This window comes from Streptomyces mauvecolor, from assembly GCF_039532965.1.
In the GTDB taxonomy this organism is placed as follows: domain Bacteria; phylum Actinomycetota; class Actinomycetes; order Streptomycetales; family Streptomycetaceae; genus Streptomyces; species Streptomyces violascens.
The window spans coordinates 239,822-255,653 of sequence record NZ_BAAASQ010000012.1 but is presented as its reverse complement, the minus strand read 5'-3'; the positions used below and the strand labels follow the sequence as shown (position 1 = coordinate 255,653).

Genomic DNA, 15,832 nt, shown 5'->3' with positions numbered 1-15,832 from the left:
CTCAGAGCCACTCGCGCGGGGTCCGGACCCGGGTCGAGCGCCAGAGGACCACGCCGGTCGCGAGCAGCAGAAGGCCGCCGCCGGCGGAGACCGGGGCCAGCCAGTTCGCCGGGTCGTCGGAGGCGACGGGTGCGTCGGGGCCGCCGCCGAAGTACGTCGTGCCGTACGCGGCGGACTCCGAGCGCAGTCCGGCGGGCTTCAGCTTGGCGGCGGCGGTGAGGGCCGCGGCCGGGTCGATCATGCCGTAGCCCCGGGCGTCGTCGCGGCCGCCCTCGGGGGCATTGCGGGCGGTGTCCTCCAGGAGCTTCTTGATCTGCGCCGGGCTGAGGCCGGGGTGCACGGAGCGTATGAGGGCGACGGCGCCGGAGACGAACGCGGAGGCGGCGCTGGTGCCCCATCCCTCGTAGTACTTGCGGTCCGGGTCGGCTATGACGACGTCCACGCCGGGGGCGCTGACGGTGGCGTACCAGCGGCGGGTGGAGAAGGAGGCGTGGGTGCCGTTCTTGTCGACGGCGGCGACCGCTATGACACCGGGGTAGGCGGCCGGGTAGGAGATGTGGTCGCCCTGGTCGCCGCCGTTGCCCGCGGAGGCCACCACCACGGCGCCCTTGCCGAGCGCGTACTGGATCGCGGCGTCCTCGGCAGGTTCGGGGTGCGCCGAGGCGCTGTCGTCGCCGAGCGAGAGGTTGATGACGTCGGCGCCGTTGTCGGCGGCCCAGCGGATGCCTTCGGCGAGCGCGCCGCCCTTGGTCTCGCGGGCCTGTTTGCGGGCCGGGTCGGTGGATTCCAGGATGACCCGGACCGGCAGGATCCTGGCTTCGGGGGCGATGCCGAGCACCCCGGACTGGTTTCCGGCGCCGTGCCCGTGGCCCGCGATGATGCCGGCCATGGCGGTGCCGTGCCGGGCCCAGTCACGGCTGCCCTTTCCGGCCCCGAAGCCGACGAGGTCGTTGCCGGGCAGGACCTGGCCGGCGAGGTCGGGGTGGCTGCCGTCGACGCCGGTGTCGAGGACGGCGACCGTGATGCCCTTGCCCTTGGTCGTACGCCACGCCTGCTGCGTGTGCATGGCGGTGAGCTCCCACTGGCGGTCGCGGATGCCGTCGGCGTGGGCCGGGGCGGCAAAGAGCAGCAGGGTGAGGGAGGCGGCGGTGACGAGGGCGCCGGTGCGGCGCAGCCGGCGGCACGGCCCGGTCGAGGATGGCTTGGTCACGGGGCGGGCTCCGGGCTTGCGGCGGCCTTCTTGCGCAGGCCGCGTTCGACGTTGTCGGCGATGCCCTTGGCGTCGTGGCCCAGGCCCGCCTCGGCCGCGGGGCCGCTCGCGCCGTCGGCCGTGGCCTGTTCGGCGGACTGGGGGGCCGCGATCGCGCGGCCGTCGGCGAAGCCGGAGACGGCGGTGACGACCACGGGGGCATCGGTGAGGACCCGCACGGTCCAGCTCGCGCGCTGCTTGTCGCCGAACGCGGCGGCCACGCCGCCCTTGACGGGGTAGGTGCGCGGCATCAGATCCGACCGGTCGCCCAGCTTTTCGTTGGCGAACCGGTTCGCCAGGGCGGTCATCGCGGCGGGCTCGGCCTGGGTGAAGACCAGGCCGACGGTGGTCACGCCGGTGGCGGTCGCGTCCGTATAGGTGGCGCGCACCATGCGGGCGCAGCCGACCGGTTCGAGGACCTTGAGGAGCAGGGGGTCGAGAGCATCCGCGCAGTCGCCGTCGGGGGCGACCGCGATACGGGTCCATTCGCGGTCGGCGCCGCCGGGGCCCGCGCCGGTGCCCCGGATGGTGCGCGGGAAGAGGGTGTCGACGGGCACGCTGTGCCACAGGTCGCGGGCGGCGGTGTAGTTGCTGCGGGCCGCGGGCCCGTCGGAGTCGTCGTCGAGCCAGGTGCCCGCGGCCGCTCCGCCGAGCAGTCCGGCGCCGAGGACCACACAGACGGCGGCGGCTGCCACGCGCCCGGGCCTGCGGGCCGGCACCGGCCGCAGCGGGCCCGGCTCGTCGGACAGCGGTTCCGGCGGGAGCAGCGGCTTCGGCGGGGCGACCGGCAGCGGGGGTATCTCGGGGGGCGGCGGGGTCGAAGATCTGGGCGGTATGGGGGTGTTCGGGAGGACCGGTCCCGGATCGATCAGGTCGAGCGCCGAGCGGAGCCGGCTCGCGGGCGCCTCGGGCGCGGGCGGCGGCAGGGCCGGCGCGGGAGCCCCGGAGGGCTCGGACTCCGGTGCGGGCGGCGGCAGTTGAGGGGTGCCCGGGGGTCGTGCGTCGGTGCTCATCCGCCCCCCTCTTGCCCCTCTTGCCGTCCAGCTCAGCCCGTTGCCGCTCGGGCGTCACTCTACGGGCTGATCCTGTGCGGGCGCAGACCGGCCGTCCTGCTTCCACATCCGCACCGGTCCTCCCCTACCTTGTGGTAACCGGTTCTGGCAGGCTTCCGCCATGACTCCCCGCGCCGCTGACCGCGCCCGGTACGACCGGGCGACCGCTCATCTCGATGCGCCCGTCGCGATCGTCGATCTGGAGGCGTTCGACGCCAATGCGGACGATCTGGTCCGCCGGGCGGCCGGGAAGCCGATCCGGGTCGCCAGCAAGTCGGTGCGGTGCCGGGCGCTCCTGGAGCGGGTGCTCGCCCGGCCGGGGTTCGCCGGCCTCATGTCGTTCACGCTCGCCGAGTCGGTGTGGCTGGCGCGGGCCGGGTTCGAGGACGTGCTGCTCGCCTACCCGTCGGCGGACCGGGCGTCCTTCGCGGAGCTGACCTCGGATCCCAAGCTGGCCGGGGCGATCACCGTGATGGTCGACGACCCGGCGCAGCTCGACCTCGTGGACCGGGCGCGCGAACGCGACGGCCTGGAGGTGCGGGTCTGCCTGGAACTGGACACCTCGCTCCACCTGTTCGGCGGCCGGGTCCGCGTCGGCGCCCGCCGCTCCCCGCTGCGCTCCCCCGCCCAACTCGCGGAACTGGCCCGGTCGGTGGCCAGGCGGCCCGGGTTCCGCCTGGTCGGGCTCATGGCGTACGAGGGTCATGTGGCCGGGGTCGGGGACGCGGTGGCGGGCAGCCCGCTGCGCTCGCGCGCGATCCGGCTGATGCAGGCCGCGGCCCGCAGGGAGCTGGCCGCGCGGCGGGCCGAGGTGGTGCGCGCGGTGCGGGCGGTCGTGCCGGATCTGGAGTTCGTCAACGGCGGCGGCACCGGCAGCGTGCAGCACACGGCGGCCGAGGCGGCGGTGACCGAGATCGCGGCGGGCTCAGGGCTCTATGTGCCGCGGCTCTTCGACAACTACACCTCATTCAGCGGGCGTCCGGCGGCGCTGTTCGCCCAGCCGGTGGTGCGCCGCCCCGGCGTCGGCGTGGTGACGGTGCTCGGTGGCGGATACCCGGCCTCGGGCGCGCCCGGCGCGGACCGGCTGCCTGTGCCGTATCTGCCGGAGGGCCTGCGCTACGACCCGCAGGAGGGCGCGGGCGAGGTGCAGACCCCGCTGCTCGGCTCCGCCGCGGACGACCTCCTGATCGGCGACAAGGTGTGGTTCCGCCACGCCAAGGCAGGCGAACTGTGCGAGCGCTTCGAGGAGTTGCAGCTCGTCGAGGGCGACCGGGTGACGGCGACCGTGCCGACGTACCGGGGCGAGGGACGCACGTTCCTGTAGCTCACATCGGGCTCACAGCGACGGTGGGGGCAGGCTGCTGCCGACCCCGCCGTTCTGGCCGCCGCCGATGGGTGCGATGCCCCGGGTGATGGTGTCCATGAGGGCGAGCGGCGGGCCGTCCTTGCCCGCGTCGAAGGCGAACCGTGCGATGACCATCGCCTCGCTGCCCACCGTCGAGGGGAAGGCGAGCGACTCGACGTAGCCGCCGGGCCCCGCGCCGGTCTTGACCTCCCAGCGCACCAGGTACCCGGTGCGTCCGTCGACGACCACGGAGCCGGATTCGACCTCGCGGTGCGAGGTGATGCCGTTGTAGAGGCGGGCGCCGACCGGGTCGTGGTCGTAGGCGTCGTTGGCGGCGTCGGTGATGTCGTTCTTGGCGACGGCCTCGGCGGTCTTGAGGTCGGTCATGGTCGCCGTCGAGGTGGTGACCCTGCCGTGGTGGCAGAAGCCCGAGTCGCCGGGGCAGTTGTAGGTGTCCTTGGTCGCCATGGTGACCAGGCCCGTCACCGCGTCGTCGGTCTTCTCCCAGCCGTCCGGGATCGGCAGTGTGATGCCGTTGAGCTGGTCGACGAGGGTGTGCGGATCGTCGGTCGGCCCCGAACTCGGCTTGGGTGAAGGGGAGTTGACGGCCACCGGCGCCGTGGCGCTCTTGCTCGCGCTCGTCGTGTGCGGGGTGTCGTCGCCCTTGCCGAGGACCGCGACCCCGACGGCGATCGCGGCCACCATGACCACGGCCGCCGCGCCGATGGCGAGCAGCGGGCCGCGCCGCCGGACGGCGGGCGCGGCCACCACGGTGACCGGCTCGGGCAGCCCGAACGCCTGCCCGCCCGGCGCTCTGGTGTGGCCGGTCCAGGCGGTGCCGTCCCACCAGCGCTCGGTGCCGGGCACGCCCGGATCCGGGTACCAGCCGGGCGGGGTCGTCATGCTCATGCGCACACCCTAGAACCCGGCTCTAACCGCCGTACACCGAGTCCCGCTGATCCGGGACGACCGAGCCGTCGGCGCGCCGTACGGGGGCCGGAGTGCCGTCGTGGTCGGTGTAGCCGGTGGTCGCGCAGGGGTAGGGCGCCGTCTTTTGGCCCTTGGGCTCGATGAACATCGGGTTCACGATCCAGCGGCCGTCACTGTCGTCGTACGCCCGGCACATCAGCTCGTTCTTGTTGCGGTTCAGGACCAGCCGCAGGCCGGTGGCGTCCCGCAGGAAGGACACGTCGGTGTCGGAGTCGCCGGCCGCGAACACCTGGCGCCCGGCCGCGGGCTGGACCTTCTCGGCCGCCGCGCCCCGCACGCCGAAGATCTCCTGGTTGATCCAGCAGCGCTTGCCGTCGATGTACGTGATCACCGAGTCGTCGCCGTCCTTGGCCGAGCCGCAGCCCTTCAGGTGCGAGGTGATGCGGCCGTGCTCGGTGGTGGAGCGGATACCGATGGCGTGGTCGGGGTCGACGCCCGCGCCGCGCGCCCACACGTCGACGACGGGCTCGGGCGAGGCCGAGGTGATCCAGACGTCGAAGCCCGCCTTCTTCAGCGTGCGGATCAGGTCGCGCTGCTGGTCGTAGTAGCGCACCCAGGCCGTCGCCCTGGTGTTGCTGCCGACGGTCTGGACGGCGTCGGCGGGGGCGTCGAGGTTCTCGGTGCGGGCCGCGCTCGCGAAGGACTTGACCTGGTCCGGGGTCCAGCCGTGCAGCAGCTGGGCGAGCCAGGCGTACGAGGGCTCGATGGTGCGGCGGTCGTACCCGGCGAAGGCGGCCGCGCCCTTGCCGGTCTTTCCGTCGCCGTAGACCGCGAGGATCTCGTCGGTGCACTTGGTGTCGGTGCCGGTCGGAAGGGTCTTGGAGGTGCCGGCCGGGCAGGCGGCGGCCAGGGACTTCGCCGCGTCGTCGGTCAGATAGCGGCTGGTGGTGTGCCAGTCGCCGCGCGCCGGGCGCTGGATCTTGGAGTTGCGCAGCAGCCAGTACATCGTGGCGTCGCCGACGTCGTTCTTGACGACGGTGTTGTCCCAGTCGAAGACGGCGACCGGCTTCTTGCCGTGGCCCGCGCCCGCGCCGCACTGTCCGTAGGTGTCGATCAGGTCCTGGATCCGGGCCTGGTTGTCCCCGTACCACCCGTCGGAGATGGCCAGTTGAGGGCAGTGGGGCGTCCGCGCCTCGGCGGGCGGGGCGGCGGCGAGGCCGCCGGCGGCTATGGAGAGGGCCGCGGCGAGGACCGGCAGCCGGCGGGCGGCGGGGGACTTGGACACGCTGGGGGACTCCTGTCGTCGGGAAGATCATCGAGGACGTTAGACAGCACAGCCGGGCGTCGCGCGACGCCCGGCTGCCGTATGCGTGGACCCCAGGTGAACAGCGGGGGTTGGCGGGATTTAGAGGGGGGTGACGTATGCCCCGGAGATGCCGCCGTCGACCAGGAAGTCGGTGGCGTTGATGAAGGACGAGTCGTCGCTGGCAAGGAAGGCGACCGCGGCGGCGATCTCGTCGGCCTCGGCGAACCGGCCCGCCGGAATGTGCACCAGGCGGCGTGCGGCCCGCTCCGGGTCCTTGGCGAACAGCTCCTGAAGGAGCGGGGTGTTGACCGGCCCCGGGCAGAGCGCGTTGACGCGGATGCCCTCGCGGGCGAACTGCACGCCGAGCTCGCGCGACATGGCGAGCACGCCGCCCTTGGACGCGGTGTACGAGATCTGCGAGGTCGCGGCGCCCATGATGGCCACGAACGAGGCGGTGTTGATGATGGAGCCCCGGCCCTGGCGCTGCATGTAGGGCAGCGCGGCCTTGCAGCACAGGTAGACGGAGGTGAGGTTGACCTCCTGGACGCGGCGCCAGGCGTCGAGTCCGGTGGTGAGGATGGAGTCGTCGTCGGGCGGCGAGATGCCCGCGTTGTTGAACGCGATGTCGACGCTGCCGTAGGTGTCGAAGGCCGTCTTGAACAGCGCCTCGACCTGCTCCTGGTCGGTGACGTCGACCTTGACGAAGGTGCCGCCGACCGCTTCGGCGGCGGCCTTTCCGGCGCTCTCGTCGATGTCGCCGCACACCACGTTGGCACCCTCGGCGGCGAGCCGCCTGGCGGTGGCGAGGCCGATGCCGCTGCCGGCCCCGGTGATGACGGCGGTGCGGCCGACCAGGCGGCGGCAAATGGTGTCGTCGGTCATGTGTGCTCAGGCCTCCGTGCTGATGAAGACGTTCTTGGTTTCGGTGAAAGCGGTGAGGGCGTCGGGGCCGAGCTCACGGCCGAGGCCGGACTGCTTGTAGCCGCCGAACGGGGTCGAATAGCGCACGCTGGAGTGGGAGTTGACGGACAGGTTGCCCGCCGCGACGGCCCGTGAGACGCGCAGCGCGCGGCCGACGTCCCGGGTCCAGATCGACCCGGACAGCCCGTAGTCGGTGGCGTTGGCGAGCCGTACCGCGTCCGCTTCGTCCTCGAAGGGCAGGACGACGGCGACGGGCCCGAAGACCTCCTCGACGGCGGCGGGCGCGTCCGCGGCAAGGCCGGTCAGGACGGTCGGCGGGAACCAGAACCCGGGGCCCTTGGGCGCGCTGCCCCGCAGGCCGGGCGCGTCGTCGGCGACGTAGGAGCGGACGCGGTCCAGCTGGACGCGCGAGATCAGCGGGCCCATCTGCGTCTTCTCGTCGGCCGGGTCGCCGACCACCACCTGCTCGATCGCGGGGCCGAGCAGCTCCATGAAGCGGTCGTACGCCGTGCGCTGGACCAGGATGCGGGTGCGGGCGCAGCAGTCCTGGCCGGAGTTGTCGAGGAACGACATCGGGGTGGCGAGGGCCGCTGCCTCGACGTCCGCGTCGGCGAACACGATGTTGGGGCTCTTGCCGCCGAGTTCGAGGGTGACCCGCTTCACGCGGTCGGCGCACTTGGCCATGATCTGCTTGCCGACCCGCGTCGACCCGGTGAAGACGATCTTCGCGACGCCGGGGTGCTCGACGAGCGCGTCGCCCGCGATGGCCCCCGCACCCGGGAGTACCTGGAAGAGGCCTTCGGGAAGCCCTGCTTCGAGGGCGAGTTCGGCCAGCCGCAGGGCCGTGAGCGGGGTCGTCTCGGCGGGCTTGAGGATCACCGCGTTGCCGGCCGCGAGGGCCGGTGCCGTGCCCCAGGCGGCGATCGGCATCGGGAAGTTCCAGGGGGCGATGACGCCGATCACGCCGAGCGGTTCGAGCAGGGTGATGTCGAGGCCGCCCGCGACCGGGATCTGACGTCCACTCAGGCGTTCCACTCCCCCGGCCGAGAAGTCGAGCAGATCGCGGACGTTGCCCGCCTCCCAGCGGGCGTTGCCGATGGTGTGCCCGGCCTCGGTGACCTCCAGTCGGGCCAGTTCCTCGATGTGTTCGTCGACGACGGCGGCGAATCGGCGGAGCAGGCGGGCCCGGTCGGCGGGGGCCGCGGCGGCCCAGCCGCGCTGGGCGGCGCGGGCCCGGGCGACCGCCGCGTCGACATCGGCGGCGGTGGCACCCGGGACGGTCGCGATGACGTCCTCGGTGGCCGGGTTGAGTACCTGTTGCTCGTACGCAGCGGACAAGTCGTTCCTCACAGGCGTTCGAAGGAGCGGCGGAGCTCCCAGTCGGTCACCGCGGCGTCGAACGCGTCGAGCTCGACCCGCGCCATGTTGCGGTAGTGCGCGACGACTTCGTCCCCGAAGGCGGCCTTGGCGATGGGGCTGTTCTCCCACAGCTCGGCGGCCTCGCGCAGGGTGGTGGGGACATGGGCGTAGTCGCCGACGTAGGCGTTCGAGGTGCAGGCCTCGGGCAGTTCCAGCTTGTTCTCGATGCCGTAGAGGCCGGCCGCGACGAGTCCGGCGACGGCGAGGTGCGGGTTGACGTCACCGCCCGGGAGCCGGTTCTCGAAGCGGGTGCCGGCGCCGTGGCCGACGACGCGCAGCGCGCAGGTCCGGTTGTCGTGGCCCCAGGCGACCGCGGTGGGCGCGAAGGAGCCCGGCTGGAAGCGCTTGTAGGAGTTGATGTTCGGCGCGTACAGGAGGGAGAAGTCGCGCAGCGCGGCGAGCTGCCCGGCCAGGAAGTGGCGCATCACGGGCGACATGTGGTCGGGCCCGTCGCCCGCCATCACATTGCGGCCGTCCTCGTCGGTGAGCGAGAGGTGGATGTGACAGGAGTTGCCCTCGCGCTGGTCGTACTTGGCCATGAAGGTGAGCGAGACGCCCTCCTGGGCCGCGATCTCCTTGGCGCCCGTCTTGTAGATGGCGTGCTGGTCGCAGGTGACCAGGGCCTCGTCGTAGCGGAAGACGATCTCGTGCTGGCCGGGGTTGCACTCGCCCTTGGCCGACTCGACGGTCAGGCCGGCGGCCTGCATCTCGTTGCGGATGCGGCGGAGCAGCGGCTCGATGCGGCCGGTGCCGAGCACCGAGTAGTCGATGTTGTACTGGTTGGCCGGCGTGAGGCCCTGGTATCCGGCGTCCCAGGCCTGCTCGTAGCTGTCCTTGAACACGATGAATTCGAGTTCGGTGCCGACCTGGGCGGTGTAGCCGAGCTCGGCGAGCCGCTCCAGCTGGCGGCGCAGGATCTGGCGCGGGGCCGCGACGACCGGTGAGCCGTCGTTCCAGCCGAGGTCGGCGATGAGCATCGCGGTGCCCTCGTTCCAGGGGACGCGGCGCAGCGTCGCCGGGTCCGCGTGCATGGCGAAGTCGCCGTAGCCGCGCTCCCAGGAGGACATCGCGTAGCCGTCGACGGTGTTCATCTCGGTGTCGACGGCGAGCAGGTAGTTGCAGCCTTCGGTGCCGTGCGCCAGGACCTCGTCGAGGAAGAACCCGGCCGCGAAGCGCTTGCCCTGCAGTCGCCCTTGCATATCGGGGAAGGCGAGGACGACAGTGTCGATCTCACCGCTCGCGACGAGGGCACGCAGCTCCTCGATCGAGAGCGGGGGTGTGCGGTCTGCCACGGGAAGCTCCTCCTTGGGTCAGCCGAGAGCCATAAGGTATGGGGTAAGACCATTGATTGGGAAGGGGAATCCGCGACGTGGCGAAGAAGATCGACTCGGCGGACCGCACGGACGGCCGGACGCCGGACACGCTCGTCCCCGTACTGCGGACCGTACGGGCCGGGAACGGCTTCGAGGAAGCGCTGGAGCAGATTCTCCAGCTGCTCCGCCTGGGCCTGGTGCCGCCCGGTGAACGGCTGCCCTCCGAGCGGGAGTTGGCCGAGCGGATGGGGATCAGCCGGGTCACCCTGCGCGAAGTCCTCAAGGTGCTCCAGGACCAGGGCCTGGTGGAGAGCCGGCGCGGCCGCTACGGCGGTACGTTCGTGCTGCCCCGGGCGGCCGAGGGCGGCGAGGACGAACTGCGCCGCCGGATCGCGTCGGTCGACGTCGAGGACATCCTGCGCTTCCGGGAGGTGCTCGAGGTCGGCGCGGCCGGCCTGTGCGCGGCGCACGGGCTGACCGGGGAGGGCGCCGAGCGGCTGCGGGCCGCGCTCGCCTCGACCCACGACGCCGAGCTCACCGACTACCGCCGCCAGGACACCCTGCTCCACCTCACGCTCGCCGAGCTCTCCGGATCGCCCACGCTCACCGCCCAGTACGCGGCGGTCCGCGCCACCGTGAACGACCTCCTGGACTGCATCCCGCTCCTGGTCCGCAACCTGGAGCACTCGCAGCACCAGCACACCGCACTGGTCGAGGCGGTGCTCGACGGGGACGCCGACGGGGCGCGCGAGGTGATGCGGGAGCACTGCGGCGGCACGGCGGCGCTGCTGCGCGGCTTCCTGACCTGAGCGGTCCGGGGCGGCCGACGCACCCGGCCCGAACCCACGTGAACCCACCCGGCCCCGCGTTCACCGGCGATTTCCGTAACCGCGGTTTTACGTACACCCCTTGCGCTCCACCCTGCCCTCCAGCAAAGGTATGCAGCCGAACCATTGACCTGATCTCCCTTGACGATCACCTGGAGCGGCTCATGGCCGAGGGCACCGACACCGATCTGCGCACCGCACCGTCCGCGTCCGCCAAGGACGCCCAGGACGACTACCTGCACCGGCGCACGCTGCGCCGCGGCAGCGCCGGCTGGCTGCTCCTCACCGGGCTCGGCGTCGCCTATGTGGTCTCGGGCGACTTCTCCGGCTGGAACATCGGCCTCTCCAAGGGCGGCTTCGGCGGCCTCGCCGCGGCCACCGTCCTGATGGGCATCATGTACGCCTGTCTCGTGTTCTCGCTGGCCGAACTCTCCGCCATCCTGCCCACCGCGGGCGGCGGTTACGGCTTCGCGCGCCGGGCGCTCGGCACCTGGGGCGGCTTCCTGACCGGCACCGCGATCCTCATCGAGTACATCCTGGCGCCCGCCGCGATCTCGCTGTTCATCGGCGACTACATCGAATCGCTCGGCCTGTTCGGGCTCACCTCGGGCTGGCCCGTCTACCTCGCCTGCTTCGCGATCTTCATCGGGATCCATCTGTGGGGCGTCGGCGAGGCGCTGCGCTTCAGCCTCGTGGTCACCGCCATCGCGGTCGCCGCCCTGCTGGTCTTCGCCATCGGCGCCTTCACCGACTTCGACGCGTCCCGCCTCAACGACATCCCGGTCGACGCCTCGGCGCTCGGCTCCAGTTCGTGGCTGCCGTTCGGCGTGCTCGGCATCTGGGCCGCGTTCCCGTTCGGCATGTGGTTCTTCCTCGGCGTCGAGGGGGTGCCGCTGGCGGCCGAGGAGGCCAAGGACCCGGTGCGGTCCATGCCGCGCGCGCTCGCCATCTCCCTGTCGATCCTGGTGCTGCTCGCCGTGGTGACCTTCTTCGCGGCGACCGGGGCGCACGGCTCCGCCGCCCTCAAGGACGCGGGCAACCCGCTGGTCGTGGCGCTCCAGGGCGACGACGGCCCCACCGCCCTGAGCCGCTTCGTCAACTACGCGGGGCTCGCGGGCCTGGTCGCGTCGTTCTTCTCACTGATCTTCGCGGGCTCGCGCCAGCTCTTCGCCCTGTCACGGGCCGGCTACCTGCCGCGCTTCCTGTCCCTGACCAGCCGCCGCAAGTCCCCCTACCTGGGCCTCCTCATCCCCGGTGCGATCGGTTTCGCGCTGGCCGCCTGGAGCGGCAACGGCGGCCGGATGCTCAACGTCGCGGTGTTCGGCGCCACCATCTCCTACGCCCTGATGGCGCTCTCGCACCTGGTCCTGCGCCGCCGCGAGCCGGGCCTCGAACGCCCCTACCGCACCCCCGGCGGCGTCCTGACCTCGTCCGTCGCGTTCGTGCTCGCCCTGTTCGCCCTCGTCGCGACGTTCCTGGTCGACAAGGACGCGGCCTTCATCGCGCTCGGCGTCTATGCGATCGCCCTGGCCTATTTCGCCTTCTACAGTCGCCACCGTCTGGTCGCCCACGCGCCCGAGGAGGAGTTCGCCGCCCTGGCCGCGGCCGAGGCCGAGCTCGCCCGGGACTGACCCGCTCAACGAACGGAGACCGCCACCGTGTCCAAGCCGCTCATCGGCATCAGTACGTACCTGGAGCCCGCCCGGTGGGGTGTGTGGGACCTGCCCGCCGCCCTGCTGCCCGCCGGATATCCCCGGCTCGTCCGGGCGGCCGGCGGGCTCGCCGCGATGCTGCCGCCCGACGACGGCCCGGCGGCCGCGGCCGAGGTCGTGGCACGCCTGGACGGCCTGGTCGTCGCGGGCGGGGCGGACGTCGAGCCGGTCCGGTACGGGGCTGAGCCGTCGCCCCGTACCGGACCCCCCGCCCGCGAGCGGGACACCTGGGAGCTCGCCCTGATCGACGCGGCGCTGGCCTCGGACACGCCCCTGCTCGGCATCTGCCGGGGCCTCCAGCTCCTCAACGTCGCGCTCGGCGGCACCCTGGTGCAGCACCTGGAGGGGCACACCGGCGGGCGGGGCGTGTTCGGCGAGCACACCGTCAAGCCGGTGCCGGGCACGCTCTACGCGGGGCTCGTCCCCGAGGCCGCGGACGTGCCGACCTACCACCACCAGTGCGTGGACCGGCTCGGCACGGGCCTGATCCCCTCGGCCCACGCGGAGGACGGTACCGTCGAGGCGGCGGAACTGCCCGGCCCCGGCTGGGTCCTGGGCGTCCAGTGGCATCCCGAGATGGGCCGGGACACCCGCGTCATGGAGGGCCTGGTACGGGCCGCGTCCACACGCTGAAGCCCCAGCTCAGGCCCGTCACGACGGCCCCGGACCCGGTGCGGTCCGGGGCCGTACGACACGCCCGGAAATCCTCACTCTTCCGAGGGGGTGACGATGGGGCGATCATCCGGGTATCTTCCTCTCGCCGCCCCTCGCAGGGCGGATTCCCCGAGACTCCTCGCCTTCACCTGGCCGCTCGTTCCTCTTCGCGCACTCGTTCCTTCCCTGGCCATTTCACGGACACATCCTGACAGTGTGTTCCTCCGTGTCCCCGCTCTCCCCGCCCACCGGTGGGGAAGCTCCGCCACACCCCGAAGGACCGAAGGCCCCGTGCCCGCACCCGTCATCCTGTCGGGCCGTTTTGTACGGCTCGAACCGCTCACCGTCTCCCACGCACCGGCCCTGGCCGCCGCAGCGGCGGCCGACCGGACCTCGTACGCCTTCACGCCCGTGCCGCACGGCCTGGACGCGGCGCACACCTACATCCAGAGCGCGCTGGCCGACCAGCAGGCCGGGCGGAGCCTGGCGTTCGCGACCGTACGGGCCGCCGACGGGCTGGTCGTGGGGTCGACCCGGTTCTGCGAACTCGACTACTGGGACGGGCCCGTGGTGTGGCCGCCCGCGCCGCGCGGGCCGCTGACCGGCGGCGCCGACGCGGTCCCGGACGCGGCCGAGATCGGCGCCACCTGGCTCTCCGCGCACGCCCAGGGCACCGGCATCAACACCGAGGCCAAGCTCCTGATGTTCCAGCACGCCTTCGACACCTGGCGGGTGCGACGCATCTCGCTGCGCGCCGACGCCCGCAACGCCCGCTCCCGGGCCGCGATCGAGCGTCTCGGCGCGGTGTGCGAGGGGGTGCGCCGGGTCCACACCCGGGGCCTGGACGGACTGGTACGCGGGACGGCGTTCTATTCGGTCCTCGACGAGGAGTGGCCGATGGTGCGGCACACCATCGAGCAGCGCCTGGCCCGCGCCCGCCGGGACGCCAACCGCAGCCGCCTGGTGCCTGCCTGACGGATCGTCAGGTGGGCCGGGTCAGCGAGAGCAGGTCACGGGCGGGCCCCGCGGGCAGCGGGCCCTGGCGCCACACCGCGCGCAGATCGCGCCGCAGCCGTACGCCCTCGACCGGGATCTGCACCAGGCGCCGGGCCGCCAGTTCCTCGCCGAGCGCGAGTTCGCTGAGCACGGACGGCCCGGCCCCGCTGACGACGGAGGCCTTCACCGCGGTGGTGGACGAGAGCTCGATGAGCGGCTCGGCGAGCCCGCCGTGCGCGGCGAGCGCCGCGTCCAGGACCTGGCGGGTGCCCGAGCCCTGTTCGCGCAGGACGAGCGGGGTCGCGGCCAGTTCCGCCGGCAGCAGCGGGTGGCGCCGGCGGGCCCACGGGTGCGAGGGGGCCGCGACCACGAAGAGCCGGTCGTGGCCGATGACCGCCGAGTCCAGGCCCGCGGGCACGCCGAGCCCTTCGACGAAGCCGAGGTCGGCCTCGTCCGAGAGCAGCCGCTCGGCGACCACGGCCGAGTTCCCGGCGCTGAGCGAGACCGCGGTGCCGGGGCGCTCGGAGCGCAGCGCGATCAGCCAGCCCGGCAGCAGGTACTCGGCGATCGTCATACTGGCGGCGACCCGCAGTCGCGAGTCCCGGCGGCCGCGCAGCGCCTGGGCGCCCGCGTCGAACGCCTCGGCCGCCTCCACGACCCGCCGCGCCCAGTCCGTCACCAGGACGCCCTCGGCAGTGAGCCGCGAGCCGCGCGGGGAGCGCTCGACGAGGGCCACGCCGAGGAGGCGTTCCATCGAGCGGACTCGGCTGCTCGCGGCGGGCTGGGTGATGCCGAGATCGCGGGCGGCCCGCCCGAGGCTGCCGTGCCGGGCGACGGCGAGCAGCAGCTCCATCGCGCCCAGGTCGGGCACCCGGTGGGCGAGAGGGGCGGTGTCCTCAGAACCGTTCATGCTCATAAACCCAGCTTATGGGCTCATAGCCCCAGCAGGCGTGGCGGGGGCCGTTGACCGGGACGAAGCTGGATTCATGGCCACCATCGCGCACTCCCGCCCCCGCACCCAGCCCCCCGCTGCTGCCGTACGGCGCCGTCCCGCCCTGCGCCACCTCGGCCCGAACTGGTACGCCGCGGTCATGGGCACCGCCATCATCGCCAACGCGGGCGCCGGACTGCCGTTCCACATCCCCGGCCTCCAGGTGATCTGGGCGCTGGCGCTTGCCATGCTGGTGGTGCTGCTGGTGGCCCGCGCCGGGCACTGGCTGCACCACCGCGACCAGGCCCGCGCGCACCTCCTCGACCCGACCGTGGCGCCCTTCTACGGCTGCCTGTCAATGGCGTTCCTGGCCGTCGGCATCGGCTCGCTGTCGGTCGGCGCCGACCTGATCGGCGAGACCGCGGCCGTCCCCCTGGCGTGGGTCCTCTACGGCGTGGGCACACTGATCGGCCTGGTCGCGGCGGTGGCCGTGCCCTACCTGATGGTCGCCCGCCACGACGTCGCCCCCGGCAGCGCCTCCCCCGTCTGGCTGCTCCCCGTGGTCGCCCCCATGGTCTCGGCGACCCTCGGCCCCCTGCTCGTCCCCCACCTGCCCGCAGGGCAGGCCCGCGAGGCACTGCTGCTCGGCTCGTACGCGATGTTCGGCATGAGCCTGCTTGCCACCCTGGTCATCCTGCCCGTGGTGTTCTCGCGCCTGATCCACCGGGGCGCGCTGCCCCTGTTCCTGACCCCCACCCTGTTCCTGGTGCTCGGCCCCCTCGGCCAGTCCACCACCGCCGTGAACAAGCTCGCCGACGTGGCCCCCGGCGCGATCGACGCCACCTACGCGAACGGGATGGGCGCCTTCGCCGTCCTGTACGGGGTGCCCGTGATGGGCTTCGCCCTGATGTGGCTGGCGCTCGCGGCGGCCATGGCGATCCGGGCGGCGCGGCGCGGCATGGGCTTCGCGATGACCTGGTGGGCCTTCACCTTCCCTGTCGGCACCTGTGTCACCGGCGCCGAGGGCCTCGCCCACCACACCGGCCTGCACGCCTTCGACTGGCTGTCGGTCGCCCTGTACGCGCTGCTCGTGACGGCCTGGCTGGTGGCCGGATTCCACACCGTACGAGGCCTCGTCAGCGGCAAGCTGCTCGCGGCGCCCGTGAAGAAGTAGCCC

The 15,832-nt window shown here is 72.9% G+C and carries 14 protein-coding genes; 6 read left to right on the top strand and 8 right to left on the bottom strand.

Translation table 11 applies throughout. The features are described 5' to 3' along the window. Position 1: 1 nt before the first annotated feature. Together mycP and ABD346_RS17970 are read right to left on the bottom strand one after the other, a co-directional pair. A complete protein-coding gene (gene mycP, locus ABD346_RS17975; protein WP_344375917.1) occupies positions 2-1,210 on the bottom strand; it encodes a type VII secretion-associated serine protease mycosin in 1,209 nt (402 codons plus the stop codon). Beyond that, the gene (locus ABD346_RS17970) at positions 1,207-2,262 is read right to left on the bottom strand and encodes a hypothetical protein (protein WP_344375916.1); all 1,056 of its coding nucleotides are present in this window, start codon (positions 2,260-2,262) and stop codon (positions 1,207-1,209) included. The genes mycP and ABD346_RS17970 overlap by 4 nt, the downstream gene beginning before the upstream one ends. A gap of 160 nt (positions 2,263-2,422) precedes the next feature. Here ABD346_RS17970 and ABD346_RS17965 point away from each other — a divergent pair, with 160 nt between their 5' ends. Then, positions 2,423-3,625, top strand: coding sequence for an amino acid deaminase/aldolase (locus ABD346_RS17965; protein WP_344375914.1), 1,203 nt, complete (start codon positions 2,423-2,425; stop codon positions 3,623-3,625). Between the two features lie 12 nt (positions 3,626-3,637). Here ABD346_RS17965 and ABD346_RS17960 read toward each other — a convergent pair whose 3' ends face one another. The 5 genes from ABD346_RS17960 to ABD346_RS17940 form a co-directional block, all read right to left on the bottom strand. After that, a complete protein-coding gene (locus ABD346_RS17960; protein WP_344375913.1) occupies positions 3,638-4,555 on the bottom strand; it encodes a DUF2510 domain-containing protein in 918 nt (305 codons plus the stop codon). Positions 4,556-4,577: 22 nt separating this feature from the next. Beyond that, positions 4,578-5,861, bottom strand: a complete 1,284-nt coding sequence (locus ABD346_RS17955; protein WP_344375911.1) for a haloacid dehalogenase-like hydrolase — start codon at positions 5,859-5,861, stop codon at positions 4,578-4,580. Positions 5,862-5,981: 120 nt separating this feature from the next. Continuing rightward, on the bottom strand, positions 5,982-6,764 hold the full coding sequence (locus ABD346_RS17950) for a 3-oxoacyl-ACP reductase (RefSeq protein ID WP_344375909.1): 783 nt from the start codon (positions 6,762-6,764) through the stop codon (positions 5,982-5,984). Positions 6,765-6,770: 6 nt separating this feature from the next. Then, positions 6,771-8,141 carry an aldehyde dehydrogenase family protein gene (locus ABD346_RS17945; RefSeq protein WP_344375907.1) on the bottom strand — a complete coding sequence of 457 codons (1,371 nt, stop codon included), beginning with the start codon at positions 8,139-8,141 and terminating at the stop codon, positions 6,771-6,773. An 8-nt stretch (positions 8,142-8,149) separates the two neighbouring features. Continuing rightward, positions 8,150-9,514 (bottom strand): glutamine synthetase family protein, encoded by a 1,365-nt coding sequence (locus ABD346_RS17940; protein ID WP_053723549.1) that lies wholly within the window; start codon positions 9,512-9,514, stop codon positions 8,150-8,152. 77 nt (positions 9,515-9,591) lie between these two features. On the opposite strand from ABD346_RS17940, the gene ABD346_RS17935 reads away from it, so the two are divergent. The 4 genes from ABD346_RS17935 to ABD346_RS17920 all read left to right on the top strand — a co-directional run bounded on the left by ABD346_RS17935 (position 9,592) and on the right by ABD346_RS17920 (position 13,703). Beyond that, positions 9,592-10,344 (top strand): FadR/GntR family transcriptional regulator, encoded by a 753-nt coding sequence (locus ABD346_RS17935; RefSeq protein WP_344375905.1) that lies wholly within the window; start codon positions 9,592-9,594, stop codon positions 10,342-10,344. Between the two features lie 182 nt (positions 10,345-10,526). Continuing rightward, a complete protein-coding gene (eat, locus tag ABD346_RS17930) occupies positions 10,527-11,993 on the top strand; it encodes an ethanolamine permease (RefSeq protein ID WP_344375904.1) in 1,467 nt (488 codons plus the stop codon). Positions 11,994-12,020: 27 nt separating this feature from the next. After that, the gene (locus tag ABD346_RS17925; protein ID WP_344375902.1) at positions 12,021-12,707 is read left to right on the top strand and encodes a gamma-glutamyl-gamma-aminobutyrate hydrolase family protein; all 687 of its coding nucleotides are present in this window, start codon (positions 12,021-12,023) and stop codon (positions 12,705-12,707) included. Positions 12,708-13,019: 312 nt separating this feature from the next. Beyond that, on the top strand, positions 13,020-13,703 hold the full coding sequence (locus ABD346_RS17920) for a GNAT family N-acetyltransferase (RefSeq protein ID WP_344375901.1): 684 nt from the start codon (positions 13,020-13,022) through the stop codon (positions 13,701-13,703). Between the two features lie 7 nt (positions 13,704-13,710). Here ABD346_RS17920 and ABD346_RS17915 read toward each other — a convergent pair whose 3' ends face one another. Next, on the bottom strand, positions 13,711-14,634 hold the full coding sequence (locus tag ABD346_RS17915) for a LysR family transcriptional regulator (RefSeq protein WP_344375898.1): 924 nt from the start codon (positions 14,632-14,634) through the stop codon (positions 13,711-13,713). A gap of 76 nt (positions 14,635-14,710) precedes the next feature. Between ABD346_RS17915 and ABD346_RS17910 the strand changes: the two genes are divergently transcribed. After that, the gene (locus ABD346_RS17910) at positions 14,711-15,829 is read left to right on the top strand and encodes a TDT family transporter (RefSeq protein WP_344375897.1); all 1,119 of its coding nucleotides are present in this window, start codon (positions 14,711-14,713) and stop codon (positions 15,827-15,829) included. Positions 15,830-15,832 lie beyond the last annotated feature (3 nt).